This window comes from Pseudomonas sp. NPDC087029 (assembly GCF_044745345.1).
GTDB classification, from domain to species: Bacteria; Pseudomonadota; Gammaproteobacteria; order Pseudomonadales; family Pseudomonadaceae; genus Aquipseudomonas; species Aquipseudomonas faucium.
Window position 1 is genome coordinate 143,899 of the sequence record NZ_JBIVAB010000009.1, and the last position, 25,769, is coordinate 169,667.

Here is a 25,769-nt window from a genome sequence, read left to right on the forward strand (position 1 = left end):
ACGTGTCCATACGTCACTCCGCTTTTTTGCAACCTGCGATCGCCCTTTCATGCTTGATTTACGGGAGGTCTTCTTGACAAAGCCAGCCATACTCGCCCTTGCCGACGGCAGTATTTTTCGCGGTGAAGCCATTGGTGCCGACGGTCAAACCGTTGGTGAGGTGGTATTCAACACCGCTATGACCGGCTACCAGGAAATCCTTACAGACCCTTCCTACGCGCAGCAAATCGTTACCCTGACCTACCCGCACATCGGCAACACCGGCACCACGCCGGAAGACGCCGAGTCGAACCGTGTCTGGTCCGCTGGCCTGGTCATCCGTGACCTGCCGCTGCTGGCCAGCAACTGGCGCAACACCCAGTCGCTGCCTGAGTACCTCAAGGCCAACAATGTCGTCGCCATCGCTGGCATCGACACCCGCCGCCTGACCCGTATCCTGCGTGAAAAGGGCGCCCAGAACGGTTGCATCCTCGCCGGTGACAACATCAGCGAAGAGGCCGCCATCGCCGCTGCCCGCGGCTTCCCAGGCCTCAAAGGCATGGACCTGGCCAAGGTCGTGTCCACCAAGGAACGCTACGAGTGGCGCTCCAGCGTGTGGGAGCTGAAAACCGACAGCCACCCGACCATCGACGCTGCCGACCTGCCGTACCACGTGGTCGCCTTCGACTACGGCGTCAAGCTGAACATCCTGCGCATGCTGGTTGCCCGCGGCTGCCGCGTGACCGTGGTGCCTGCCCAGACCCCAGCCAGCGAAGTGCTCGCCCTCAACCCCGATGGCGTGTTCCTGTCCAACGGCCCTGGCGACCCCGAGCCATGCGACTACGCGATCCAGGCGATCAAGGAAATCCTTGAAACCGAGATCCCGGTCTTCGGCATCTGCCTCGGCCACCAGCTGCTGGCCCTGGCCTCCGGCGCCAAGACCGTGAAGATGGGCCACGGCCACCACGGCGCCAACCACCCGGTCCAGGACCTGGACACCGGCGTGGTCATGATCACCAGCCAGAACCACGGTTTCGCCGTCGACGAAGCGACCCTGCCGGGCAATGTCCGCGCCATCCACAAGTCGCTGTTCGACGGTACCCTGCAGGGCATCGAGCGCACCGACAAGAGCGCGTTCAGCTTCCAGGGCCACCCTGAAGCGAGCCCGGGCCCGACCGACGTCGCGCCACTGTTCGATCGTTTCACCGATGCCATGGCCAAGCGCCGCTGAGCATCCTGCTTCAAGGCCCCGGGCCGGCACTTGCCGCGCCCGGCAGCGCCTGACCCAGATTGTTCAAAGCGGCTTGCCGACTGACCCCGGATTTGAGTGACAACCATGCCAAAACGTACAGACATCAAAAGCATCCTGATTCTCGGCGCTGGCCCGATCGTGATCGGCCAGGCCTGCGAATTCGACTACTCCGGCGCCCAGGCTTGCAAAGCCCTGCGCGAGGAAGGTTTCCGCGTCATCCTGGTGAACTCCAACCCGGCCACCATCATGACCGACCCGGCCATGGCCGACGCCACCTACATCGAGCCGATCAAGTGGCAGTCGGTGGCCAAGATCATCGAGAAAGAGCGCCCTGACGCCGTCCTGCCGACCATGGGTGGCCAGACCGCACTGAACTGCGCCCTGGACCTGGAGCGCCACGGCGTGCTGGAAAAGTTCGGCGTGGAGATGATCGGTGCCAACGCCGATACCATCGACAAGGCCGAAGACCGCTCACGCTTCGACAAGGCCATGAAGGACATCGGCCTGGAGTGCCCGCGCTCGGGTATCGCCCACAGCATGGAAGAGGCCTATGCGGTGCTCGAGAAGCTCGGCTTCCCGTGCATCATCCGCCCGTCGTTCACCATGGGCGGCACCGGCGGCGGCATCGCCTACAACCGTGAAGAATTCGAAGAAATCTGCACCCGTGGCCTGGACCTGTCGCCGACCAAGGAACTGCTGATCGACGAATCGCTGATCGGCTGGAAGGAATACGAGATGGAGGTGGTCCGCGACAAGAAGGACAACTGCATCATCGTCTGCTCCATCGAAAACTTCGACCCGATGGGCGTGCACACCGGTGACTCGATCACTGTTGCTCCAGCGCAGACCCTGACCGACAAGGAATACCAGATCATGCGCAACGCCTCGCTGGCGGTGCTGCGTGAAATCGGTGTCGAAACCGGCGGTTCCAACGTGCAGTTCGGTATCTGCCCGAACACTGGCCGCATGGTCGTGATCGAGATGAACCCGCGCGTTTCGCGTTCCTCGGCGCTGGCGTCCAAGGCTACCGGCTTCCCGATCGCCAAGATCGCCGCCAAGCTGGCCATCGGCTACACCCTCGACGAACTGCAGAACGACATCACCGGCGGCCGTACCCCAGCCTCCTTCGAGCCGTCGATCGACTACGTCGTCACCAAGCTGCCGCGCTTCGCCTTCGAGAAATTCCCCAAGGCCGACGCACGCCTGACCACCCAGATGAAATCCGTGGGTGAAGTCATGGCCATCGGCCGTACCTTCCAGGAATCCCTGCAGAAAGCCCTGCGCGGCCTGGAAGTCGGCGCTTGCGGCCTCGACCCGAAAGTCGACCTGGCCAGCCCGGAAGCGGCCGGCATCCTCAAGCGCGAGCTGACCGTGCCGGGCGCCGAGCGTATCTGGTACGTGGCCGACGCCATGCGTTCGGGCATGACCTGCGAAGAGATCTTCGCCCTGACCGGCATCGACATGTGGTTCCTGGTGCAGATGGAAGATCTGATCAAGGAAGAAGAGAAGGTCAAGACCCTGGCCCTGTCGGCAATCGACAAGGACTACATGCTGCGCCTCAAGCGCAAGGGCTTCTCGGACCAGCGCCTGGCCAAGCTGCTCGGCATCACCGACAAGAATCTGCGTCGCCACCGCCACAAGCTGGAAGTGTTCCCGGTGTACAAGCGCGTCGACACCTGCGCCGCCGAGTTCGCCACCGACACCGCCTACCTGTATTCGACCTACGAGGAAGAGTGCGAGGCCAACCCGTCGACCCGTGACAAGATCATGATCCTGGGTGGCGGCCCGAACCGTATTGGCCAAGGCATCGAGTTCGACTACTGCTGCGTGCACGCGGCCCTGGCGCTGCGTGAAGACGGTTACGAGACCATCATGGTCAACTGCAACCCGGAAACCGTCTCCACCGACTACGACACCTCCGACCGCCTGTACTTCGAGCCGCTGACCCTGGAAGACGTGCTGGAAGTCTGCCGCGTCGAGAAGCCGAAGGGCGTGATCGTCCACTACGGCGGCCAGACCCCGCTTAAACTGGCTCGCGCCCTGGAAGAAGCCGGCGTGCCGATCATCGGTACCAGCCCGGACGCCATCGACCGCGCCGAAGACCGCGAGCGCTTCCAGCAGATGGTTCAGCGCCTGAACCTGCTGCAGCCGCCAAACGCCACCGTGCGCAGCGAAGAAGAAGCCATCCGCGCCGCGGGCGGTATCGGCTACCCGCTGGTGGTGCGCCCGTCCTACGTACTGGGCGGCCGTGCGATGGAAATCGTCTACGAGCTGGACGAGCTCAAGCGCTACCTGCGTGAAGCGGTACAGGTTTCCAACGACAGCCCGGTGCTGCTCGACCACTTCCTCAACTGCGCCATCGAGATGGACGTGGACGCGGTCTGCGACGGCACCGACGTGGTGATCGGCGCGATCATGCAGCACATCGAGCAGGCCGGTGTTCACTCCGGTGACTCGGCGTGCTCGCTGCCGCCGTACTCGCTGAGCAAGGAAGTGCAGGACGAAGTGCGCGACCAGGTGCGCAAGATGGCCCTGGAGCTGGGCGTGGTCGGCCTGATGAACGTGCAGCTGGCCCTGCAGGGCGACAAGATCTACGTGATCGAAGTCAACCCGCGCGCCTCGCGTACCGTGCCGTTCGTCTCCAAGTGCATTGGCACCTCCCTGGCCATGATCGCGGCCCGCGTGATGGCTGGCAAAACCCTGAAAGAGCTGGGCTTCACCCAGGAAATCATCCCGAACTTCTACAGCGTCAAGGAAGCCGTCTTCCCGTTCGCCAAGTTCCCAGGGGTTGACCCGATCCTCGGCCCTGAGATGAAATCCACCGGTGAAGTCATGGGTGTCGGCGACAGCTTCGGCGAAGCCTTCGCCAAGGCCCAGATGGGTGCCAGCGAAGTGCTGCCGACCGGCGGTACCGCGTTCATCAGCGTGCGTGACGACGACAAGCCACAAGTGGCCGGCGTTGCTCGCGACCTGATCGCCCTGGGCTTTGAAGTGGTTGCTACTGCAGGTACCGCCAAGGTCATCGAAGCGGCTGGCCTGAAAGTGCGCCGTGTGAACAAAGTGACCGAGGGTCGCCCGCACGTGGTCGACATGATCAAGAACGACGAAGTGTCGCTGATCATCAACACCACCGAAGGCCGCCAGTCGATCGCCGATTCCTACTCGATTCGTCGCAATGCGTTGCAGCACAAGATCTACTGCACCACGACCATTGCGGCTGGTGAAGCCATCTGCGAAGCGCTGAAATTCGGCCCTGAAAAGACCGTTCGCCGCTTGCAGGATCTGCATGCAGGACTTAAAGCATGAGCATTACCAAGTACCCGATGACCGTCCAGGGCGCTCGCGCCCTGGAAGAGGAACACCTGTTCCTGAGCAAGACCGAGCGCCCGCGCCTGAGCCAGGCAATTGGCGAAGCGCGCGAGCTGGGCGACCTCAAGGAAAACGCCGAATACCATGCCGCCCGTGAGGAGCAGGGCATGGTCGAGGCGCGTATCCGTGATATCGAAGGCCGCCTGCAGAACTCGGTCGTGATCGACGTGACCACCATCCCTCACACCGGCAAGGTCATTTTCGGCACCACCGTGGTGCTGGCCAATACCGAAACCGATGACGAGGTGACCTACCAGATCGTCGGCGAGGACGAAGCCGACGTGAAGCAGGGCAAGCTTTCGAGCGGTGCGCCCATTGCCCGTGCCATCATCGGCAAGGAAGAAGGTGATACGGTCGTCGTCAAGACGCCAAGCGGCACGGTCGAGTACGAGATTGTCGAAGTCAAGCACATCTGACCGGCGCCTGCGGGCGCCTTCCCTGGAGGGGATCCTCTGGCAACTGGCCCAGGTATTCTGGGTCGGTGGCCTGTGGGTGTTCCATGTGGGGTTGGTGCCGGCACTCAAGGTCAGTGGCCTGGCACCCTTGCTGGTGCAGGACATCGCCGGGCAGATCGACCGCTGGTTGATTGGCGTGGCGTTGCTCGGGCTGCTGACGCAGCTGGCGGTGCTGGCGCGGGTCGACGGCCTACCGGCCTGGTGGCGACAGTTCCGTGGCCAGATGCTGTTGCTCGGCCTTGCGGCCTGCGTGGGGTACTACACCTTGCGCTATGGCATCTCGGTCGGTGAGCGCTGGCAGATGTTCTGCTTCCTGGTGCTGGGCTTTTCCGGCATTGTGCTGGTGGCCCAGCCAGTACCGGTCAGGGCGCGCCAGGCGCGCCACTGATCGGAGCCGCTGTTACTTGTAGCGGTGGATGTTGGACAGCTGCTTGTTCGGCTGTGGGTTCTTGCGATAGATCAGCGCCTTCTTGCCGATGGTCTGCACCAGCTCGGCGCGGCCGGCCTTGCACAGCTCGGCGATGGCGGCAGCGCGTTCTTCGCGATCTTCCGAGCGAATCTCGACCTTGATCAGTTCATGGTCGGCGAGTGCACGCTCGAGTTCGGCGATCACGCCTTCATTCAAACCGTTGCCGGCAACGATCAGGACCGGCTTCAGGTCATGACCAATGGACTTGTATTGCTTCTTCTGCTCGTTATTGAGCGGCATAATCTGACCCTTTCCGTCTGATTCTGTAAAATTGACGGGCATTTTACCCGAGGGCCTGTGGCTCCGCCCAGTCAAACACGACGCATATCATCGAGGTGCCCCGTGGTACAACGTTCCAAAAGCAGCGCCAACTGGCTGCGAGAGCATTTTAACGACCCTTTTGTGAAGCAGGCGCAGAAGGATGGCTACCGCTCGCGCGCGAGCTACAAACTGCTTGAGATCCAGGAAAAAGACCGCCTGATCCGCCCTGGCATGAGCGTGATCGACCTTGGCGCGGCCCCGGGCGGGTGGTCGCAGGTGACCAGTCGTCTGATTGGTGGCCAGGGCCGGCTGATTGCCTCCGATATCCTGGAAATGGACTCGATCCCTGATGTGACCTTCATCCAGGGCGACTTTACCCAGGATGAAGTGCTGCAGCAGATTCTCCAGGCAGTCGGCGATTCGCACGTAGACCTTGTGATTTCCGATATGGCCCCCAATATGAGTGGTACGCCTGCGGTGGACATGCCGCGTGCCATGTTCCTCTGCGAGCTGGCTCTGGATCTGGCGACCCGCGTGCTCAAGCCCGGCGGCGATTTCCTGATCAAGATCTTCCAGGGCGAAGGCTTCGACGTATACCTCAAGGACGTGCGCAGCAAGTTCGACAAGGTGCAGATGCGCAAGCCGTCGTCGTCGCGGGACCGTTCTCGCGAACAGTACCTGCTGGCCAGGGGTTTCAAGGGGGAATGAGGCGTAATGCGGGGTGGCCGATAGTTATTTCCAATTGGCTGCCCCGTCTGGATTGTCCGAACTTCGTGTAGTCTAGCTTTCACAAAGGGTTACAGACGGTGCCTGCGGATGCGTAGGTAATGTAGTAAGTTAGGGCGATGAATATCATGCGAGGCACGGCTGCGTCGTGCGCCGGCCTCAGAGGGTAGCGAATTGAACGACATGGCAAAGAATCTGATCCTGTGGTTGATCATCGCGGCTGTCCTGGTGACGGTGATGAACAACTTCTCCAGCCCTAACGAGCCGCAGACCCTCAACTATTCCGACTTCATCCAGCAGGTCAAGGATGGCAAGGTCGAGCGTGTGACCGTAGACGGCTACATCATTACCGGCAAGCGCGCCGACGGCGACAACTTCAAGACCGTGCGCCCGGCCATCACCGACAATGGCCTGATCGGCGACCTGGTCGACAACCACGTGGTCGTCGAAGGCAAGCAGCCCGAGCAGCAGAGCATCTGGACGCAACTGCTGGTGGCCAGCTTCCCGATCCTGGTGATCATTGCCGTATTCATGTTCTTCATGCGCCAGATGCAAGGCGGCGCGGGCGGCAAGGGCGGGCCGATGAGCTTCGGCAAGAGCAAGGCACGCCTGCTGTCCGAAGACCAGGTCAAGACTACCCTGGCTGACGTTGCGGGTTGCGACGAGGCCAAGGAAGAGGTTGGCGAGCTGGTCGAGTTCCTGCGCGACCCGGGCAAGTTCCAGCGCCTGGGTGGCCGCATCCCGCGTGGTGTGCTGATGGTTGGCCCACCGGGTACCGGTAAGACCCTGCTGGCCAAGGCCATTGCGGGTGAAGCCAAGGTGCCGTTCTTCACCATTTCCGGTTCCGACTTCGTCGAGATGTTCGTCGGCGTGGGTGCCAGCCGCGTGCGCGACATGTTCGAGCAGGCCAAGAAGCACGCACCGTGCATCATCTTCATCGACGAAATCGACGCCGTCGGTCGCCACCGTGGCGCCGGCATGGGCGGTGGTCATGACGAGCGCGAGCAGACCCTCAACCAGCTGCTGGTAGAGATGGACGGCTTCGAAATGAACGATGGCATCATCGTCATCGCCGCCACCAACCGTCCGGACGTCCTTGACCCGGCGCTGCTGCGCCCCGGCCGCTTCGACCGCCAGGTAGTGGTCGGCCTGCCGGACATCCGTGGCCGTGAGCAGATCCTCAAGGTGCACATGCGCAAGGTGCCGGTCGGCGAAAACGTCAACCCGGCAGTCATTGCCCGTGGTACCCCGGGCTTCTCCGGTGCCGACCTGGCCAACCTGGTCAACGAGGCTTCGCTGTTCGCTGCACGCTCCAACAAGCGCCTGGTCGAAATGAAAGAGTTCGAGCTGGCCAAGGACAAGATCATGATGGGCGCCGAGCGCAAGACCATGGTCATGTCCGAGAAAGAGAAGCAGAACACCGCTTACCACGAGGCAGGTCATGCCATCGTCGGCCGCCTGGTGCCCGAGCACGACCCGGTCTACAAGGTTTCGATCATTCCACGTGGCCGTGCCCTGGGCGTGACCATGTTCCTGCCTGAGGAAGACCGTTACAGCCTGTCCAAGCGTGCGTTGATCAGCCAGATCTGCTCGCTGTATGGCGGCCGTATCGCCGAAGAGATGACCCTGGGCTTTGATGGCGTCACCACCGGTGCCTCCAACGACATCATGCGGGCCAGCCAGATCGCCCGTAACATGGTTACCAAGTGGGGCCTGTCCGAGAAACTCGGCCCGCTGATGTACGCGGAAGAAGAGGGCGAGGTGTTCCTCGGTCGCAGTGCCGGTAGCCAGCACGCCAGCGTTTCCGGCGAAACGGCCAAGCTGATCGACTCCGAAGTGCGCAGCATCATCGATCAGTGCTACGCCACTGCCAAGCAGCTGCTGACCGACAACCGCGACAAGCTCGACGCCATGGCCGAAGCGCTGATGAAGTACGAGACCATCGACGCCGACCAGATCGACGACATCATGTCCGGCCGCACCCCGCGCGAACCGCGTGACTGGGACGACGACAAGACCTCGGGCACCCCGGCTGCCCAGAATGACCGTCCGGAATCGCCGATCGGCGGCCCAGCGGCTCAACACTAAGGGCATCTATGAGCTCGAAGCTGTACCCGACCCGGTTGCCTTGCGGCAACCGGGTTCTTGATTTGTCCCGTACCCATGTCATGGGTATTCTCAATATCACTCCCGATTCCTTCTCCGATGGCGGGCGCTTCAGCCAGCGTGACGAAGCGTTGCGCCATGCCGAGGCCATGGTCGCGGCGGGTGCCACGCTGATCGATATCGGCGGGGAGTCGACGCGCCCTGGCGCTCGCGCGGTATCGGTGACCGAAGAATTGGAGCGGGTGGCGCCGATGGTCGAGGCTATCAACAGTCGCCTCGATGTGGTGATTTCCGTGGATACTTCAACGCCTGCCGTGATTCGCGAGTCGGCACGCCTCGGTGCGGGCCTGATCAACGATGTGCGGGCCCTGGAGCGCGACGGCGCCCTGGATGCAGCGGCAGATACCGGCTTGCCGGTGTGCCTCATGCACATGCGCGGCGAGCCTGGAAACATGCAGGATGACCCGCATTACGAAGATGTAACCGCGGATGTAACGCGTTATCTTGGACAGCGCATGGCTGCCTGCGCGGCGGCTGGCATTGCCGAGGAACGCATCATCCTCGACCCAGGCTTCGGTTTCGCCAAGACGCTGGCGCACAACCTGAGCCTGTTCAAACACATGGAGGCGCTTTATCGCCTCGGTCGCCCGCTACTGGTGGGCGTTTCACGCAAGAGCATGATCGGCCTGACGCTGGATCGTCCGGTCGCTGAGCGGTTGTATGGCAGCCTGGCGCTGGCGGCTCTGGCCATGACCAAGGGGGCCAGTATCCTGCGCGTCCATGATGTGGCCGAAACCGTCGATGTCGTGCGCATGATTGCTGCAGTACAGAACGCCGAATAAGAACATTGGAGTCCCTATGAGCAGAAAATATTTTGGTACCGACGGCATTCGTGGCCGCGTCGGCGAATACCCGATCACGCCAGACTTCATGCTGAAGCTGGGCTGGGCGGCGGGCATGGCCTTCCGCAAGCAGGGCAATTGCCGCGTGCTGGTCGGCAAGGACACGCGTATTTCCGGCTACATGTTCGAATCCGCACTCGAGGCCGGCCTTTCCGCGGCGGGTGCCGATGTGCTGCTGCTCGGCCCCATGCCGACCCCGGCGATCGCCTACCTCACTCGCACCTTCCATGCCGAAGCCGGCATCGTCATCAGTGCCTCGCACAATCCCCACGATGACAACGGCATCAAGTTCTTCTCGGGCCAGGGCACCAAGTTGCCGGACGAAGTCGAGCTGATGATCGAGGAGTTGCTCGATCAGCCGATGACCGTGGTCGAATCCAGCAAGCTGGGCAAGGTTTCGCGCATCAACGATGCCGCTGGTCGCTACATCGAGTTCTGCAAGAGCAGTGTGCCGAGCAGCACCAGTTTCGATGGCCTGAAGCTTGTGATCGACTGCGCCCACGGCGCCACCTACAAGGTCGCGCCGAGCGTGTTCCGTGAGCTGGGTGCCGATGTGACGGTGCTGCACGCGCAACCCGATGGCTTGAACATCAACGAAGGCTGTGGCTCGACCCATATCGAATCGCTGCAGGCTGCCGTGCTGGTCGGGCACGCCGACCTGGGCATCGCCTTCGATGGCGATGGCGACCGCGTGCTGATGGTCGACCACACCGGTGCCATCGTCGACGGTGACGAATTGCTGTTCATCATCGCCCGCGACCTGCAGGAGCGTGGCAAGCTCCAGGGCGGCGTGGTCGGTACGCTGATGAGTAACCTGGGCCTGGAGTTGGCGCTCAAGGACCTGGATATCCCGTTCGTGCGGGCCAAGGTCGGTGACCGCTACGTGATGGCCGAACTGCTCGAGCGCGACTGGCTGGTGGGCGGGGAGAACTCCGGCCACGTGGTGTGCTGTAACCACACCACCACCGGTGACGCGATCATTGCCGCGCTGCAGGTGTTGATGGCCCTCAAGCGCCGCGGGGAGACCCTGGCACAGGCGCGCCAGGCCCTGCGCAAGTGCCCGCAGGTACTGATCAACGTGCGTTTCGGCGCAAGCAAGGTCGACCCGCTGGAGCACCCGGCAGTCAAGGAAGCCAGTGCCAAGGTGACCGAGGACATGGCAGGGCGTGGCCGTGTGTTGCTGCGCAAGTCCGGCACCGAGCCCTTGGTGCGGGTGATGGTCGAGGGCGACGACGAAAGCCAGGTGCGCACGCATGCCGAGGCCTTGGCCAAACTGGTTGCAGAAGTTTGTATCTGAAAGAGGCTTGCCAGCGCAGATCGGGTTGGGTAAGATCTGCGCCCACTTTGACCGACGAGGTAAAGCATGCGTCGCCCCATGGTAGCTGGTAACTGGAAGATGCACGGTACCCGCGCCAGCGTCGCTGAGCTGATCCAGGGTTTGGGCAATATGCCCGTGCCGAACGGTGTCGAAGTTGCGGTTTTTCCGCCGGCTTTGTTCATCAATCAGGTGATTGATGGTTTGCAGGGTAAGGCGATTGCCGTAGGTGCACAGAATTCTGCAATACAGCCCGAACAGGGCGCGCTGACAGGTGAAATTGCACCGAGTCAGTTGGTTGAAGCAGGTTGCAAGTTGGTGTTGATTGGCCACTCCGAACGCCGCCAGATCCTTGGTGAAAATGAAGAAGTGCTCAATCGCAAGTTTGCAGCGGCTCAACTTAGTGGTTTAATGCCGGTGCTCTGCGTAGGGGAGACCCTTGAAGAGCGCGAAGCAGGCAAGACGCTCGAAGTTGTCGGGCGTCAACTAAGCAGTATCATCGATGCTTTCGGTGTTAAGGCTTTTGCCAATGCAGTAATTGCCTATGAGCCTGTTTGGGCCATTGGCACAGGTTTGACAGCCTCGCCTCAGCAAGCTCAGGATGTGCACGCAGCCATCCGGGCGCAGTTGGCGGCCGAGGACGCCGAAGTTGCCGCGAACGTGCAGCTTCTTTACGGCGGCAGCGTGAAGGCGGCCAATGCGGCCGAACTGTTCGGCATGCCGGATATCGATGGGGGGCTCATTGGTGGAGCGTCCCTGAACGCAGACGAATTCGGTGCAATTTGTCGCGCCGCAGGAAACTGAACAAATGCTGGAAACAGTCATCGTTGTTTTTCATCTGTTGGCAGCGCTGTCGCTTGTAGTGCTGGTTCTGTTGCAACAGGGTAAAGGTGCGGAAGCAGGTGCATCTTTCGGCGCAGGTGCTTCAAATACTGTGTTCGGAAGCCAAGGTTCTGCTACCTTCCTGAGTAAATTAACTGCTATACTTGCTGCCACTTTCTTTTTGACAGCACTTGGGTTAGGATACTTCGCCAAGCAACAAGCTCACCAGCTGAGCCAGGCGGGTCTCCCAGATCCAGCGGTCTTGGAAGTGAAACAGCCAAAGCCGGCAGTAAATGATGATGTACCGGTGCTCCAGGAGCAGAAGAGCGAAACCACCAACACTGGTGATGTACCTCCTCCAACCGAAGAGCAGAAGTAACGGGTTTCAAGAAGTAGTATTGCCGAGGTGGTGGAATTGGTAGACACGCAACCTTGAGGTGGTTGTGCCCATAGGGTGTAGGGGTTCGAGTCCCCTTCTCGGTACCAATTAAAGCTTGAGAGCCCGCTTTAGCGGGCTTTCTCGTAGGTGGAGGTTGGATTGACCCAGCAACGGGTTCGGTCTTATACTTTCGCCCCAGCTTTGTCGCGGGGTGGAGCAGCTTGGTAGCTCGTCGGGCTCATAACCCGAAGGTCGTTGGTTCAAATCCAGCCCCCGCAACCAGCTTCAGCGGAGCCCCTTTTCAGGGGCTTTTTGCTAGCCGAACAGTTTTCGGCGCCGTTGTCCAACGGCGCTTTCAGGGATGGGCGCTTCGCCCATTTTTTATTTGCACAGCATGCACGAGGGGGTTCAGGTGTCGAGCAAGCTAGAACAGTTGCAGGCCTTGTTGGCCCCGGTGGTCGAGGGTCTGGGCTATCAGTGCTGGGGGATCGAATTCGTATCCCAGGGTAAGCATTCGGTATTGCGCATCTACATTGACAAGGAAGGCGGCATCCTGGTGGACGACTGCGAAGCGGTCAGCCGTCAGGCCAGTGCCATCCTCGATGTTGAAGATCCGATCAGCAGTGAATATACCCTTGAGGTGTCCTCACCAGGCATGGATCGCCCGCTGTTCACTCTGGAACAGTTTGCCTCGCATGCCGGCGAACAAGTGAAGATCAAGCTGCGTACGCCCTTCGAAGGTCGTCGTAACTTCCAGGGCCTCCTCCGCGGTGTGGAGGAACAGGACGTTGTGGTCCAGGTGGACAATCACGAATTCCTGTTGCCGATCGACTCGATCGACAAGGCCAATATTATTCCCAGTTTTGACTGAGACGTGCCGGGCCCGGCGGACTTTCCGGGCCCAATGGCTTGCGCAAGGCGAGGCGTACGATGAGCAAAGAAGTACTGCTGGTTGTTGAATCGGTATCCAACGAAAAAGGTGTACCACCCGGCGTCATTTTCGAAGCGCTGGAAGTGGCTCTGGCCACTGCAACCAAAAAACGTTTTGAGGACGAAGTCGACCTGCGTGTGGAAATCAACCGCCACACCGGTAGCTACGAAACCTTCCGTCGCTGGACTGTCGTCGACGAAGCCGATCTGGACGATCCGGCCATCGAGACCTGGCTGGCGAAGATCCACGAGACTCACCCTGAAGCCAAGGTGGGTGACGTGATCGAAGAGAAGATCGAGTCCATCGAATTCGGTCGTATCGCCGCCCAGACCGCCAAGCAGGTGATCGTGCAGAAGGTCCGCGAGGCCGAGCGCGCCCAGGTGGTCGACGCCTACCGCGAGCGTGTCAACGAGATCATCTCGGGCACCGTCAAGAAGGTCACCCGCGACAACGTCATCGTCGACCTGGGCAACAACGCCGAGGCGCTGCTGGCTCGCGAAGACATCATTCCACGTGAGACCTTCCGGGTTGGCGTGCGCCTGCGCGCGCTGCTCAAGGAAATCCGCACCGAGAACCGCGGCCCTCAGCTGATCCTGTCGCGCACCGCGCCGCAGATGCTGATCGAGCTGTTCCGCATCGAAGTGCCGGAAATCGCCGAAGGCCTCATCGAAGTCATGGCTGCATCCCGTGATCCGGGATCGCGTGCCAAGATCGCCGTCCGCTCCAAGGACAAGCGCATCGACCCGCAAGGTGCCTGTATCGGCATGCGCGGTTCGCGCGTCCAGGCCGTATCCGGCGAGCTGGGTGGTGAGCGTGTGGATATCGTCCTGTGGGACGAGAACCCGGCGCAATTTGTCATCAACGCCATGTCGCCGGCCGAAGTCGCGGCGATCATCGTTGATGAAGATGCCCATGCCATGGACATCGCCGTTGCCGAGGACAACCTGGCCCAGGCCATTGGCCGTGGCGGTCAGAACGTTCGCCTGGCCAGTCAGTTGACCGGCTGGACCCTGAACGTGATGACCGAGAAGGACATCCAGGCCAAGCAGCAGGCCGAAACCGGTGACATCCTGCGCAATTTCATCGAGGAACTGGAAGTCGACGAGGAGCTGGCCCAAGTGCTGGTCGACGAAGGCTTTACCAGCCTTGAAGAAATTGCCTACGTACCGTTGGAAGAAATGCTCAACATCGATGGCTTTGACGAGGACATCGTCAATGAGCTCCGCGCTCGAGCCAAGGACCGTTTGTTGACCAAGGCCATCGCTACCGAAGAAAAACTGGCAGACGCCCATCCGGCCGAAGACCTGCTCTCCCTCGAGGGCATGGACAAGGACCTGGCGGCGGAACTGGCGGTGCGCGGCGTGGTTAACCGCGAAGACCTGGCCGAGCAGTCGATTGACGACCTGCTCGACATCGACGGCATCGACGAAGAGCGTGCCGGCAAGTTGATCATGGCCGCCCGAGCCCACTGGTTCGAGTAATTAGGCGCGGCCTGAGGAGAGAAGTGCATGACGCAAGTCACGGTGAAAGAACTGGCCCAAGAGGTCGAGGCACCGGTAGAGCGCCTGCTGCAGCAGATGCGTGAGGCAGGTCTGCCGCACACCGACGCCGGTCAGGTAGTGACCGACAATGAGAAGCAGACTCTGCTGACCCATTTGAAGAGCAGCCACAAGAGCAAGGCGGAAGAGCCGCGCAAGATTACCTTGCAGCGCAAGACCACCAGCACCCTGCGTGTCGCCGGTAGCAAAAGCATCAGCGTAGAAGTACGCAAGAAGAAAGTATTCGTTCAGCGCAGCCCTGAAGAAATCCAGGCTGAGCAGAAGCGTGAGCAGGAAGAGCGCCGCGCGGCCGAAAACGCTGCGCGCGAGAAGGTCGAAGCCGACGTTCGCCAGCGCAACGAAGAGCAGGCCCGTCGTCAGGCGGCCGAGGCCCCTGCGGCTGCTCAAGCGCCAGCTGCCAAGGCCGAGCCGGCACCTGCTGCCGCTCCGGCACCGGTAGTTGCCGAGGCCCCGGCGTCGGAAGACGCCGCTGCCCGTGCTGCCGAGCGCAAGAAGGACGAGACCCGTCGCAACGAAAGCCGCACTCGCGATGACGACCGTCGTCGTGGCGAGGCGCCGCGTGTGTCGATCAAGGTCAAGGTCAAGGAGAAGGAAAAAGCGCCGACTCCACGTGCCGCGCCGCGCACTACCGACGAAGAGAGCGATGGCGCTCGTCGTGGTCGTGGTGGCAAGGGCAAGCTGAAGAAGCGCAACCAGCATGGCTTCCAGAACCCGACCGGCCCCGTCATCCGTGACGTGACCATCGGCGAGACCATCACCGTCTCGGAACTGGCCAACCAGATGTCCGTCAAGGGCGCTGAAGTGGTCAAGTTCATGTTCAAGATGGGCACCCCGGTCACCATCAACCAGGTGCTCGACCAGGAAACCGCTCAGCTGATCGCAGAAGAGCTGGGCCACAAGGTTACCCTGGTCAGCGACACCGCCCTGGAAGACTCCCTGGCAGAATCGCTGAAGTTCGAAGGCCAGACCGAGTCGCGCGCGCCGGTGGTAACTGTCATGGGTCACGTTGACCATGGCAAGACCTCGCTGCTCGACTACATCCGTCGTGCCAAGGTTGCCGCTGGCGAAGCCGGTGGTATCACCCAGCACATCGGTGCCTACCACGTGGAAACCGACCGCGGCATGGTCACCTTCCTCGACACCCCGGGCCACGCAGCTTTCACCCAGATGCGTGCACGTGGTGCCAAGGCGACCGACATCGTCATCCTGGTGGTGGCGGCGGACGACGGCGTGATGCCGCAAACCCGCGAAGCCGTTCAGCATGCCAAGGCAGCTGGCGTTCCGCTGGTGGTCGCGGTGAACAAGATCGACAAGCCGGGTGCCGACCTCGATCGCATCCGCAACGAGCTGGCCGTCGAAGGCGTGACCTCCGAGGACTGGGGTGGTGACACGCCGTTCGTCAAGGTTTCGGCGAAGATGGGTACCGGTGTCGACGAACTGCTCGAAGCCGTTCTGCTGCAGGCCGAGATCCTCGAGCTGACCGCCACGCCGACCGCTCCAGGTCGTGGTGTGGTCGTCGAATCGCGCCTGGACAAGGGCCGTGGCCCAGTGGCCACCATCCTGGTTCAGGACGGTACCCTGCGTCAGGGCGACATGGTCCTGTGCGGCTCCAACTATGGCCGCGTGCGTGCCATGCTCGACGAGAACGGCAAGCCTGTGAAGGAAGCTGGCCCGTCGATCCCGGTCGAGATCCTCGGCCTGGACGGCACGCCGGAAGCCGGTGACGAGCTGTCGGTGGTTGCCGACGAGAAGAAAGCCCGCGAAGTTGCCCTGTTCCGTCAAGGCAAGTACCGCGAGGTCAAGCTGGCCCGTGCTCACGCCGGCAAGCTGGAAAACATCTTCGAGACCATGGGTCAGGAAGAGAAGAAGACCCTCAACATCGTCCTCAAGACCGACGTGCGCGGTTCCCTGGAAGCACTGCAGGGTTCGCTGGGCGGTTTGGGCAACGACGAAGTTCAGGTTCGCGTGATCGGTGGCGGCGTCGGTGGTATCACCGAAAGCGACGCCAACCTGGCGCTGGCGTCCAACGCGGTGCTGTTCGGCTTCAACGTGCGTGCCGATGCCGGTGCGCGCAAGATCGTCGAGCAGGAAGGTCTGGATATGCGTTACTACAACGTGATCTACGACATCATCGAAGACGTCAAGAAAGCCCTGACCGGCATGCTCGGCAGCGATGTTCGCGAGAACATCCTGGGTGTCGCCGAAGTGCGTGACGTGTTCCGTTCGCCGAAGTTCGGCGCCATCGCTGGCTGTATGGTCATCGAGGGTACCGTGTACCGCAACCGTCCGATCCGCGTACTGCGCGACGACGTGGTGATCTTCGAAGGCGAGCTGGAATCGCTGCGTCGCTTCAAGGACGACGCCTCGGAAGTGCGTTCGGGCATGGAGTGCGGTATTGGCGTCAAGAGCTACAACGACGTCAAGGTCGGCGACAAGATCGAAGTCTTCGAGAAAGTCCAGGTTGCTCGTACCCTTTAAGGGCGGGCATGGCGCCAGCCCCCGCCGCAGGGCGGTGGCAGCGCCTCGGAAGGTAGCGCCCGGTCAGGCTCAAGCTTGACCGGGCGTTTGCCGCTTTAAGTTACAGGTAGCAAGAATGGCCAAAGAATACAGCCGTACCCAACGTATCGGTGATCAGATGCAGCGCGAGCTGGCAGAACTGATCCGCCGTGAAGTCAAAGACCCACGCGTCGGTCTGGTGACCATCACCGCCGTGGACGTCAGCCGCGACCTGGGCCATGCCAAGGTCTTCATCACCGTCATGGGCGAAGAAACCCCTGACGCCGTGCAGCAGTCGCTCAAGGCACTGAACAGCGCCGCCAGCTTCCTGCGCCTGCACCTGGGCCGCTCGATGCAGCTGCGCAGCGTGCCGCAATTGCATTTCCACTTCGATGAAAGTGTCAGCCGTGGTGTACACCTGTCGGCACTGATCGAGCGTGCGGTGGCCGAAGACCGCCTGCACAAGGATGCCGACGAGCTGGACACCAAGGAGTAAGCGGTGGCCCAGGTCAAACGTATCCGCCGCAACGTCAGCGGCATCATCCTGCTCGACAAGCCGCTGGGGTTCACCTCCAACGCCGCGTTGCAGAAAGTCCGCTGGTTGCTCAATGCCGAGAAGGCCGGGCACACCGGCAGCCTCGACCCGTTGGCCACCGGCGTGCTGCCGCTGTGCTTCGGTGAAGCGACCAAGTTTTCCCAGTACCTGCTCGATTCCGACAAGGGCTACGAAACGGTCATGCAGCTGGGGCAGACTACCAGCACCGCGGACGCTGAAGGCGAAGTCCTGCAGACCCGCGAAGTGACCGTTGGTCGCGCCGATCTGGAAGCGGTCATCCCGCGTTTTCGCGGTGAGATCCTTCAAGTACCGCCGATGTACTCGGCGCTCAAGCGCGATGGCCAGCCGCTGTACAAACTGGCACGTGCAGGAGAGGTAGTGGAGCGCGAGGCGCGTTCTGTTACTATTGGCCGCTTGGAATTGCTCGAGTGCGAAGGCACCCGTGCACGGCTGTCGGTTGGTTGCAGCAAAGGCACCTATATTCGCACCCTGGTGGAGGATATCGGTGAGGCCCTGGGCTGCGGCGCCTATGTCGCCGAGCTGCGCAGGACCCATGCCGGGCCCTTCGCGCTGGCACAGACGGTCACCCTCGAAGAACTCGAGCAGGCCCACGCCGAAGGCGGTAACGAAGCGCTCGATCGCTTCCTGATGCCTTCTGACAGCGGGCTGCTGGACTGGCCGCTGGTCTGCCTGTCCGAACACAGTGCGTTCTACTGGCTGCATGGCCAGGCAGTACGAGCCCCGGAAGCGCCGCAGTTCGGCATGGTCCGGGTACAGGATCACAACGGTCGCTTCATCGGTATCGGTGAAGTGAGCGAAGACGGGCGCATTGCGCCGCGTCGACTGATTCGGTCGGAATGACCGAAACCGCAGGTCAAGGCTTCGGCTCAAGCCTGCGGATACAAGGGTGGCTGTCAGTAGGCACGGTCACACCTTTCTTATTAATACAGGGATTTGTCCCTGGCCTATTGGACCCCGGTGACGGGATCCGTTTAATCAGGAGTTGCCTCATGGCCCTCAGCGTTGAAGAAAAAGCTCAAATCGTTACCGACTACCAGCAAGCCGCTGGCGACACTGGTAGCCCGGAAGTTCAGGTTGCTCTGCTGACCGCGAACATCAACAAGCTGCAAGGCCACTTCAAGGCCAACGGCAAAGACCACCACTCCCGTCGTGGCCTGATCCGCATGGTCAACCAGCGTCGTAAGCTGCTGGATTACCTGAAGGGCAAAGACACCACTCGTTACAGCGCCCTGATCGGTCGCCTGGGCCTGCGTCGCTAATAGCGGCCTGGTCAGTGGTGTGCATGGCGTGTCGCATGCTTCGAGAACGCTGCTTGGCAGCGTTTTCGTTGGACACGTCACGCGTATCTTCGAGGTTGGCAGCCTGGCAATGCTGAGCGGAATTTCCGCTCGGCGCCAGGCTCCCAGCCTCGTGTTGTATCTGGACGGTCAATGGGGCCGATTCCCCGTTCTGCCCAAGAATTCGCAAGAAACCAGTTCCCCCAGAGCCACTGAAAAAGGTAGGAAACCGTGAACCCGGTAATCAAGAAATTCCAGTTCGGTCAATCGACCGTTACTCTCGAAACGGGCCGCATCGCCCGTCAGGCGACCGGCGCCGTGCTGGTGACCGTCGACAACGACGTTACCGTGCTGGTGACCGTGGTCGGCGCCAAGCAGGCTGACCCGGGCAAGGGCTTCTTCCCGCTGTCGGTCCACTACCAGGAAAAGACCTATGCCGCTGGCAAGATCCCTGGTGGCTTCTTCAAGCGTGAAGGCCGTCCTTCCGAGAAAGAGACCCTGACCTCGCGCCTGATCGACCGTCCGATCCGCCCGCTGTTCCCTGAAGGCTTCATGAACGAAGTCCAGGTCGTCTGCACCGTGGTTTCCACCAGCAAGAAGACCGATCCGGACATCGCTGCGATGATCGGTACCTCGGCTGCCCTGGCCATCTCCGGCATTCCGTTCGAAGGCCCGATCGGCGCCGCCCGTGTTGCCTTCCACGAGAGCACCGGCTACCTGCTGAACCCGACCTACGAGCAGCTGCAGGCTTCGAGCCTGGACATGGTCGTGGCCGGTACCGAATCCGCTGTACTGATGGTTGAATCGGAAGCCCAAGAGCTGACCGAAGACCAGATGCTGGGCGCCGTACTGTTCGCCCACGACGAATTCCAGTCGGTCATCCAGGCTGTCAAGGAACTGGCTGCCGAAGCGGGCAAGCCGACCTGGGACTGGAAGCCGGCCGTTGCCAACACCGAACTGCTCAACGCCATCCGCGCCGAGTTCGGCGAGGGCGTTTCGCAGGGCTACACCATCACCGTCAAGGCCGACCGTTATGCGCGCCTGGGCGAGCTGCGCGATCAGGCCATCGCCAAGTTCTCCGGTGAAGAAGGCCAGCCTTCGGCTTCGGAAGTCAAAGACATCTTCGGCGAGATCGAATACCGCACCGTTCGCGAGAACATCGTCAACGGCAAGCCGCGTATCGATGGCCGTGACACCAAGACCGTGCGCCCGCTGGCCATCGAAGTCGGCGTGCTGCCCAAGACCCACGGCTCGGCCCTGTTCACCCGTGGCGAAACCCAGGCCCTGGTCGTCGCGACCCTGGGTACTGCCCGTGACGCCCAGCTGCTGGACACCCTCGAAGGCGAGAAGAAAGACCCGTTCATGCTGCACTACAACTTCCCACCGTTCTCGGTAGGCGAGTGTGGCCGCATGGGTGGTGCTGGCCGTCGTGAAATCGGCCACGGCCGTCTGGCCCGCCGTTCGGTCCAGGCCATGCTGCCGGCCGCCGACGTGTTCCCGTACACCATCCGCGTGGTGTCGGAAATCACCGAATCCAACGGCTCCAGCTCCATGGCTTCGGTCTGCGGTGCTTCCCTGGCCCTGATGGACGCCGGTGTGCCGATGAAGGCACCGGTTGCCGGTATCGCCATGGGCCTGGTCAAGGAAGGCGAGAAGTTCGCAATCCTGACCGACATCCTGGGTGACGAAGACCACCTGGGCGACATGGACTTCAAGGTAGCCGGTACCGCCAAAGGCGTCACCGCGCTGCAGATGGACATCAAGATCAACGGCATCACCGAAGAGATCATGGAAATCGCCCTGGGCCAGGCCCTGGAAGCGCGCCTGAACATCCTCGGCCAGATGAACCAGATCATCGCCCAGTCGCGTACCGAGCTGTCGGCCAACGCACCGACCATGATCGCGATGAAGATCGACACCGACAAGATCCGTGACGTCATCGGTAAAGGCGGCGCCACCATCCGCGCGATCTGCGAAGAGACCAAGGCTTCGATCGACATCGAAGACGATGGCTCGATCAAGATCTTCGGCGAAACCAAGGAAGCGGCCGAGGCAGCTCGCCAGCGCGTCCTGGGCATCACTGCCGAGGCCGAGATCGGCAAGATCTACGTGGGCAAGGTCGAGCGTATCGTCGACTTCGGCGCCTTCGTCAACATCCTGCCTGGCAAGGATGGCCTGGTTCACATCTCGATGCTCAGCGATGCTCGCGTAGAGAAAGTGACCGACATTCTGAAAGAAGGTCAGGAAGTGGAAGTACTGGTACTGGACGTGGACAACCGCGGCCGTATCAAGCTGTCGATCAAGGACGTTGCCGCAGCCAAGGCTTCCGGCGTCTGAGTGACTGACACGCTGTGAAAAAGGGCCCTTCGGGGCCCTTTTTTTATTGGCTTGCGGGAACCTTTTGCGCACTTGCATCTTGCATGCAGTTTTACCCTGCAGATTGCAAATTGCACGATTCGATGGACCGGGATTCTATCGTAAGTTATTGATTTAAAAGGAAACAAGCGAAGCGGGAAAGCTGGCACAGCGCATGCAACTACCTTGTTACCTGCCGCCAGGACACACGGCGCAGACCTTTGAAAAAAACAGGAGTGACCCACATGAAGAAGTTCGCCATTGCTGCCGCTACTGCTACCGCTCTGACCCTGACCATGGCTAACGCGGCGTTTGCCCAGCAGTCCACGCAGGCCCCAATGACGCTGGCGGCCGGTGAAATGACCAAAGCCAAGGAAGCGACCTCCGATACCTGGATCACCACCAAGGTCAAATCGGACCTGATGACTGAAAAAGGCATCCCGGGCTCTGACATCAAGGTCGAGACCAACAAAGGTGTGGTTTCGCTCTCGTCCACCACTGCCGTGACCGAATCGCAGAAAAAAATGGCAGTCGACATCACCAAGAAGATCAAAGGCGTGAAGGCCGTTTCGGCTGACGGCCTGAAAGCCGAATAAGGAATGTCTCGTCGGCCAAAAGGATTTGGCCACTTTCACCTAAAGCCCCGGCCTCGGTCGGGGCTTTTCATTGCCGCTCAGTTCACCGGGTTGCGGGCGATCACATCGCTTTCGAAATATTCCTGTTCGAGAATCAGCGGCTCGACCAGTGGGCGGCTGTCGCGAAAGTGCGCGGTACGGGTGTGGGCTTCATAGGCGTCGTCGTCCTGGTAGATCTCGTACAGGTAGATCACCTCGGGGTCGGCCCGGTCCTGGGACACATCGAACACCAGGCAGCCTGGCTCGGTGGCTACCGAAGCAGCGGCATTGACGTTGATGGCAGTGAGAAAGGCTTCGGCGCAACCGGGTTTCACGCGAGTCTTGATGAACAGGCTGTACACAAGACGCTCCTTTTGTTTTAAATTCAGATATGAATTGTATACAAAAATGGAGCCGCGCCAATGTCTGAATTACCTGCCCGCCCGGGTCGCCTGAACGGCCTGCGTCATATCGCCCTGCTGGTACCCAATCTGGAAGAGTGCGAGCGCTTCTATGTCGATGTGCTGGGCATGGAGGTGCTCAACCGCGCCAACGAGGACCTGGTGTACCTCACCTGTGGCAACGACAACCTCTCGCTGGGGCGTGGCGCAGGGGCGGCCAATGGGCTGCAGACCCTGGACCATTACGGGTTCATCGTCGACAGCGTCGAGGAGCTGGAGGCGTGGTACCAGTACTTCAAGGCGCGTGGGGTGACCTTGCTCGACCGGCCGTTCAACCATGGTGACGGGGCACGCAGCTTCCACTTGCTGGACCCGGCCGGGAACAAGGTGCAGCCGCTTTATCATCCGGCGGTGTCGGGGCAGCGGCTGGTCTGAAGCTGCTGCGTCGAAGCCGGTGGCCCTATCGCCGGCAAGCCGGCTCCCACACTGTACCTGTGGGAGCCGGCTTGCCGGCGATAGGGCCTGAACAGGCGATGGGAATCATTCGGCATCCAGATGCATCGGGGTAATCACCCGGCCATCTTTCTCAGCCTGCCCCAGGCTGGTGTCGATGAAGTACACCCGGTCATCTTCGAGCTTGCCCTTGTCGACCAGGTAATCCTTGATGCTGCTGGCCCGCTCCTGGCCCAGGTTACGCAGCAGGGCAGCGCTCTCGGCCCACGACTTGATCACCGCCTCGCGCAGCTTGGCGGTGCGCTCGTCACGCCCCAGCTGCTGCCATTCGGCGGGCGGCTGCTGCTTCAGGCGGGTGCGGTAGATGCCTTCGAGCATCGCCGGCTTGTCGCTGTCGTCGACCACCAGCTGCGAGGCATTGGCCGGTACCTTGTCGCCACGCCGTTGCAGGATCTTGTACCAGGTGGCCTGGTACTCGCGCTCCAGGCGCTGCTGGGCAATCAGCGGGCCGTCGCTGCTCTGGGCGCTGGTGCCCTCGATCTCCAGGCGCAGCTCAGGGCGCGCCTTGAGGGCCGAGGCCAGCTTGTCCAGGGCCGATTGCGCATCGCCGCTGAGCTCGCTGGAGCCGGGGGCGAAGGCGACACTGCCGAGGTCGTCGTCGCCACCGCCGGCAATCAACCCACCGATGAACTTGAACGGCGCCTGGGCCGCGCGCAGCACCAGGTTGCGCAGGGTCTGCCAGACGATCGGCATGACGCTGAACTGCGGGTTGTTGAGGTCGCCGGTGACCGGCAGCTCGATCGAGATCTTGCCTTCGGTGTCCTTGAGCAGGGCAACGGCCAGGCGAATGGGCAAATCCACCGCGTCCGGGCTGTCGACTTTCTCGCCCAATTGCAGCTGCTCCACCACCACCTTGTTCTCGGCCTTGAGCTGGCCGTTGGTGATCAGGTAGTGCAGGTCCAGGTTCAGGCGGCCCTTGCGGATACGGTAGCCGGCGAACTTGCCGGAGTAGGGGGTCAGCGTGGTCAGTTCGACGCGCTTGAAGCTGGTGGCGATGTCCAGGCTGGCCAGCGGGTTGAACGGGTTCAGCGCGCCCTTGATGGTGACCGGTGCGTAACGATCGACCTTGCCCTTGATGTCGACCTTGGCCGGCGCCGGCTTGCGGTTGTCGATGGTGCCGATCTGGCCATTGAGTTGCTGCACGGCAGTGGCGAAGTTCGGGGTCAGGGTGAGGTCGGCGAAGTTGGCCGAGCCATCGTTGATGTCGATCTGCCCGATGCGGATGCCCAATGGCTTGCTGGCAGGCGCGCTGGGCTTGCTGGCCGGGCCGGAACTGGCTCCGCCCGCCGGCTGTTCAATGAGCATGTCGGAGACGTTGGTGGTGCGGTCTTCGTTGATGATGAAGCGCGCATAGGGCTGCAGCAGCGTCACTTTGTCGATCGACAGGGCATCACCGTGGACGTAGGACAGGCCGTCCACGTTCACCTGCTGCCATTTGACGAAGTCGCGGTCCTTGATGGTGTCCAGGGTATGCAGTTGGTTGACCTGGGCCTTGCCGGCCACGCTGAAGGCCAATGGCTCGGTGCTCTTGAGGTCGACCTTGAGGTCGCTGGCGAGCATGCCGCTGCGCAGCTCCAGGCGGATGTACGGGCTGAGGTAGGCCTGGGCGATACGCAGGTCGATGTCGCGGGTGCTGACATCGAGCTTGGCGGTTACCGGCGCCAGGTTCACCTGGCCTGCGGCCTGCAGCTTGCCCTGCTTGCCGATGCCGGTGTCGAGCTTGAGGGTGAAGGGCGACTGGTTGAGGCTGTCGAAGCCCTGCAGGTCGAGGTTCAGCGGGCCGACATCCAGTGCCACCGGCTCCTTCTGGCTGCGGTCGGCCAGGTGCACTTGGTAGTTGCGCAGTTGCACATCCTGCAGCAGCACCTGCCAAGGTTTGCTCGGCTCCTTGGCGGCCTTTTCCTCGGCGGTAGGCTCGGCCGCGGCGGGTTCGGCTTTTTCCTTGGGGGTCGCCTTGGCAGGTTGGCTGGCGAACAGCTTCTGCCAATCGAGCTGGCCGTCTTTTTCAAGCGCCGCCCAGGTTTCCAGTTTTTCGCTGCGCACCTTGCCCACGGTGACCAGCTGCTTGGCCAGGTCGATGGACGTGTCGCTCACCTCAAGGCTGGCCAGGCGCGCCAGAGGGCGATCATCCGGGGCCTTGATGGCGAATGGAGCGATGCGCAGCGAGGTCTTGTCGAGCAGCACCTCGGTGGTCTTGGACAAGTTGAGCTTGTAGTGGGTGTCGAGGCTGAACACCCCGTCTTCCAGCACCAACGGCACGGCGTCGCGCACATAGGGCCAGAACAGCTTCATCTTGCCATCGGTGACCTTCAAGGTGCCTTCGGAGGCAATCGGCGACAGGCTCAGGGTGCCGCTCCAGTCCACGCGCCCGCCATTGGGCCCGCGTGCCACCAGGGTCATGTCGGCGTTGTCGTCAGGCAGGGTGCTGAGGTTCTTCAGCTCCAGGTTCATGTCGTCGTAGATGAATTCGATCGGCTCGCTCGGGCGCTGGTCGGCGAAGTGCAGGTAGCCGCCGCTGAGCTTGATGCTGCCGATACGCAGCGGGAAGGGGTCGCTGGGGGGCTGTTCGGGCTGCGGCTCGCTGGCGGGCAGCTTGAACAGCTGGGTCAGGTTGAGCGTACCGTCCTTGGCGAACACCACCTCGTTGCGCGGCTTGTCGAGTTCCACCGCCTGCAGGTGCAGGGCGCCTTTCCAGGCGCTGTCCAGCGCCAGGTTGGCGTACAGCCGCTCGAAGCCGACCTGTTCCTTGCCGGGCTCGCCGATCTGCAGGCCCCACAAGGTCAGCTCGAGGCTGAACGGGTTGAATTCGATACGTTTGAGTTGCGCCGGCACAGTGGCGTAATGCGCCAGCTGCTGGTTGGCGATGCGCAGGCCAACGCCAGGGAGAATCAGAAAGCCAAGCAGGCTGTAGAGGGCCACGAGGGCTAGCACGGCGCCCAGGGCGCGAGTCAATCCTTTGTACATGTGTCGCATCGTCTGTCTAAGCAAGAGTGCTTGGAGTATGGCAGGTT

The 25,769-nt window shown here is 61.6% G+C and carries 22 protein-coding genes and 2 tRNA genes; 21 read left to right on the forward strand and 3 right to left on the reverse strand.

What is annotated here, in order from left to right:
• Positions 1–73 precede the first annotated feature (73 nt).
• The 4 genes from carA (at position 74) to ACIPG5_RS16480 (ending at position 5,443) form a co-directional block, all read left to right on the forward strand.
• A complete protein-coding gene (carA, locus tag ACIPG5_RS16465) occupies positions 74–1,210 on the forward strand; it encodes a glutamine-hydrolyzing carbamoyl-phosphate synthase small subunit (RefSeq protein ID WP_003249935.1) in 1,137 nt (378 codons plus the stop codon).
• 105 nt (positions 1,211–1,315) lie between these two features.
• Complete coding sequence (gene carB, locus ACIPG5_RS16470; protein WP_176517434.1) at positions 1,316–4,537, forward strand: carbamoyl-phosphate synthase large subunit; 3,222 nt, start codon at positions 1,316–1,318, stop codon at positions 4,535–4,537.
• On the forward strand, positions 4,534–5,016 hold the full coding sequence (gene greA, locus ACIPG5_RS16475) for a transcription elongation factor GreA (RefSeq protein ID WP_008098898.1): 483 nt from the start codon (positions 4,534–4,536) through the stop codon (positions 5,014–5,016). Before carB ends, greA begins: the two co-directional genes overlap by 4 nt.
• A complete protein-coding gene (locus tag ACIPG5_RS16480; RefSeq protein ID WP_176517433.1) occupies positions 4,994–5,443 on the forward strand; it encodes an MFS transporter in 450 nt (149 codons plus the stop codon). Before greA ends, ACIPG5_RS16480 begins: the two co-directional genes overlap by 23 nt.
• A 12-nt stretch (positions 5,444–5,455) precedes the next feature.
• On the opposite strand, the gene yhbY is transcribed toward ACIPG5_RS16480, so the two are convergent.
• Positions 5,456–5,764 carry a ribosome assembly RNA-binding protein YhbY gene (gene yhbY, locus ACIPG5_RS16485; protein ID WP_054892619.1) on the reverse strand — a complete coding sequence of 103 codons (309 nt, stop codon included), beginning with the start codon at positions 5,762–5,764 and terminating at the stop codon, positions 5,456–5,458.
• A gap of 102 nt (positions 5,765–5,866) precedes the next feature.
• Here yhbY and rlmE point away from each other — a divergent pair, with 102 nt between their 5' ends.
• The 16 genes from rlmE to ACIPG5_RS16565 all read left to right on the forward strand — a co-directional run bounded on the left by rlmE (position 5,867) and on the right by ACIPG5_RS16565 (position 21,826).
• On the forward strand, positions 5,867–6,493 hold the full coding sequence (gene rlmE, locus ACIPG5_RS16490; protein ID WP_176517432.1) for a 23S rRNA (uridine(2552)-2'-O)-methyltransferase RlmE: 627 nt from the start codon (positions 5,867–5,869) through the stop codon (positions 6,491–6,493).
• Between the two features lie 201 nt (positions 6,494–6,694).
• Positions 6,695–8,599, forward strand: coding sequence for an ATP-dependent zinc metalloprotease FtsH (ftsH, locus tag ACIPG5_RS16495; protein ID WP_176517431.1), 1,905 nt, complete (start codon positions 6,695–6,697; stop codon positions 8,597–8,599).
• Positions 8,600–8,607: 8 nt separating this feature from the next.
• Positions 8,608–9,459: a dihydropteroate synthase gene (folP, locus tag ACIPG5_RS16500; protein ID WP_401376349.1), complete on the forward strand. Its 852-nt coding sequence runs from the start codon at positions 8,608–8,610 to the stop codon at positions 9,457–9,459.
• A 16-nt stretch (positions 9,460–9,475) separates the two neighbouring features.
• Positions 9,476–10,816, forward strand: a complete 1,341-nt coding sequence (gene glmM / locus ACIPG5_RS16505) for a phosphoglucosamine mutase (protein WP_401376351.1) — start codon at positions 9,476–9,478, stop codon at positions 10,814–10,816.
• A 66-nt stretch (positions 10,817–10,882) separates the two neighbouring features.
• The gene (gene tpiA, locus ACIPG5_RS16510) at positions 10,883–11,638 is read left to right on the forward strand and encodes a triose-phosphate isomerase (protein WP_176517428.1); all 756 of its coding nucleotides are present in this window, start codon (positions 10,883–10,885) and stop codon (positions 11,636–11,638) included.
• 4 nt (positions 11,639–11,642) lie between these two features.
• Positions 11,643–12,035: a preprotein translocase subunit SecG gene (gene secG / locus ACIPG5_RS16515; RefSeq protein ID WP_176517427.1), complete on the forward strand. Its 393-nt coding sequence runs from the start codon at positions 11,643–11,645 to the stop codon at positions 12,033–12,035.
• Between the two features lie 21 nt (positions 12,036–12,056).
• Positions 12,057–12,142 (forward strand) — tRNA-Leu (locus ACIPG5_RS16520).
• Positions 12,143–12,240: 98 nt separating this feature from the next.
• Positions 12,241–12,317, forward strand: a tRNA-Met gene (locus ACIPG5_RS16525).
• Between the two features lie 130 nt (positions 12,318–12,447).
• The gene (gene rimP, locus ACIPG5_RS16530) at positions 12,448–12,906 is read left to right on the forward strand and encodes a ribosome maturation factor RimP (RefSeq protein WP_043274067.1); all 459 of its coding nucleotides are present in this window, start codon (positions 12,448–12,450) and stop codon (positions 12,904–12,906) included.
• A 59-nt stretch (positions 12,907–12,965) separates the two neighbouring features.
• Complete coding sequence (gene nusA, locus ACIPG5_RS16535; RefSeq protein ID WP_008098919.1) at positions 12,966–14,447, forward strand: transcription termination factor NusA; 1,482 nt, start codon at positions 12,966–12,968, stop codon at positions 14,445–14,447.
• 27 nt (positions 14,448–14,474) lie between these two features.
• Complete coding sequence (gene infB, locus ACIPG5_RS16540) at positions 14,475–17,003, forward strand: translation initiation factor IF-2 (RefSeq protein ID WP_176517426.1); 2,529 nt, start codon at positions 14,475–14,477, stop codon at positions 17,001–17,003.
• A gap of 115 nt (positions 17,004–17,118) precedes the next feature.
• Positions 17,119–17,517 carry a 30S ribosome-binding factor RbfA gene (gene rbfA / locus ACIPG5_RS16545; RefSeq protein ID WP_016391794.1) on the forward strand — a complete coding sequence of 133 codons (399 nt, stop codon included), beginning with the start codon at positions 17,119–17,121 and terminating at the stop codon, positions 17,515–17,517.
• 3 nt (positions 17,518–17,520) lie between these two features.
• Positions 17,521–18,438, forward strand: a complete 918-nt coding sequence (gene truB, locus ACIPG5_RS16550) for a tRNA pseudouridine(55) synthase TruB (RefSeq protein WP_176517425.1) — start codon at positions 17,521–17,523, stop codon at positions 18,436–18,438.
• Positions 18,439–18,587: 149 nt separating this feature from the next.
• Positions 18,588–18,857, forward strand: a complete 270-nt coding sequence (rpsO, locus tag ACIPG5_RS16555) for a 30S ribosomal protein S15 (protein ID WP_016489163.1) — start codon at positions 18,588–18,590, stop codon at positions 18,855–18,857.
• 249 nt (positions 18,858–19,106) lie between these two features.
• On the forward strand, positions 19,107–21,212 hold the full coding sequence (gene pnp / locus ACIPG5_RS16560; RefSeq protein WP_401376356.1) for a polyribonucleotide nucleotidyltransferase: 2,106 nt from the start codon (positions 19,107–19,109) through the stop codon (positions 21,210–21,212).
• A gap of 263 nt (positions 21,213–21,475) precedes the next feature.
• Complete coding sequence (locus tag ACIPG5_RS16565; RefSeq protein ID WP_176517423.1) at positions 21,476–21,826, forward strand: BON domain-containing protein; 351 nt, start codon at positions 21,476–21,478, stop codon at positions 21,824–21,826.
• A 77-nt stretch (positions 21,827–21,903) separates the two neighbouring features.
• On the opposite strand, the gene ACIPG5_RS16570 is transcribed toward ACIPG5_RS16565, so the two are convergent.
• Positions 21,904–22,206, reverse strand: coding sequence for a putative quinol monooxygenase (locus ACIPG5_RS16570; protein ID WP_176517422.1), 303 nt, complete (start codon positions 22,204–22,206; stop codon positions 21,904–21,906).
• A gap of 60 nt (positions 22,207–22,266) precedes the next feature.
• Here ACIPG5_RS16570 and ACIPG5_RS16575 point away from each other — a divergent pair, with 60 nt between their 5' ends.
• Complete coding sequence (locus ACIPG5_RS16575) at positions 22,267–22,680, forward strand: VOC family protein (protein ID WP_019470460.1); 414 nt, start codon at positions 22,267–22,269, stop codon at positions 22,678–22,680.
• 105 nt (positions 22,681–22,785) lie between these two features.
• Here ACIPG5_RS16575 and ACIPG5_RS16580 read toward each other — a convergent pair whose 3' ends face one another.
• Complete coding sequence (locus tag ACIPG5_RS16580; RefSeq protein ID WP_176517421.1) at positions 22,786–25,722, reverse strand: DUF748 domain-containing protein; 2,937 nt, start codon at positions 25,720–25,722, stop codon at positions 22,786–22,788.
• Between the last annotated feature and the right edge of the window lie 47 nt (positions 25,723–25,769).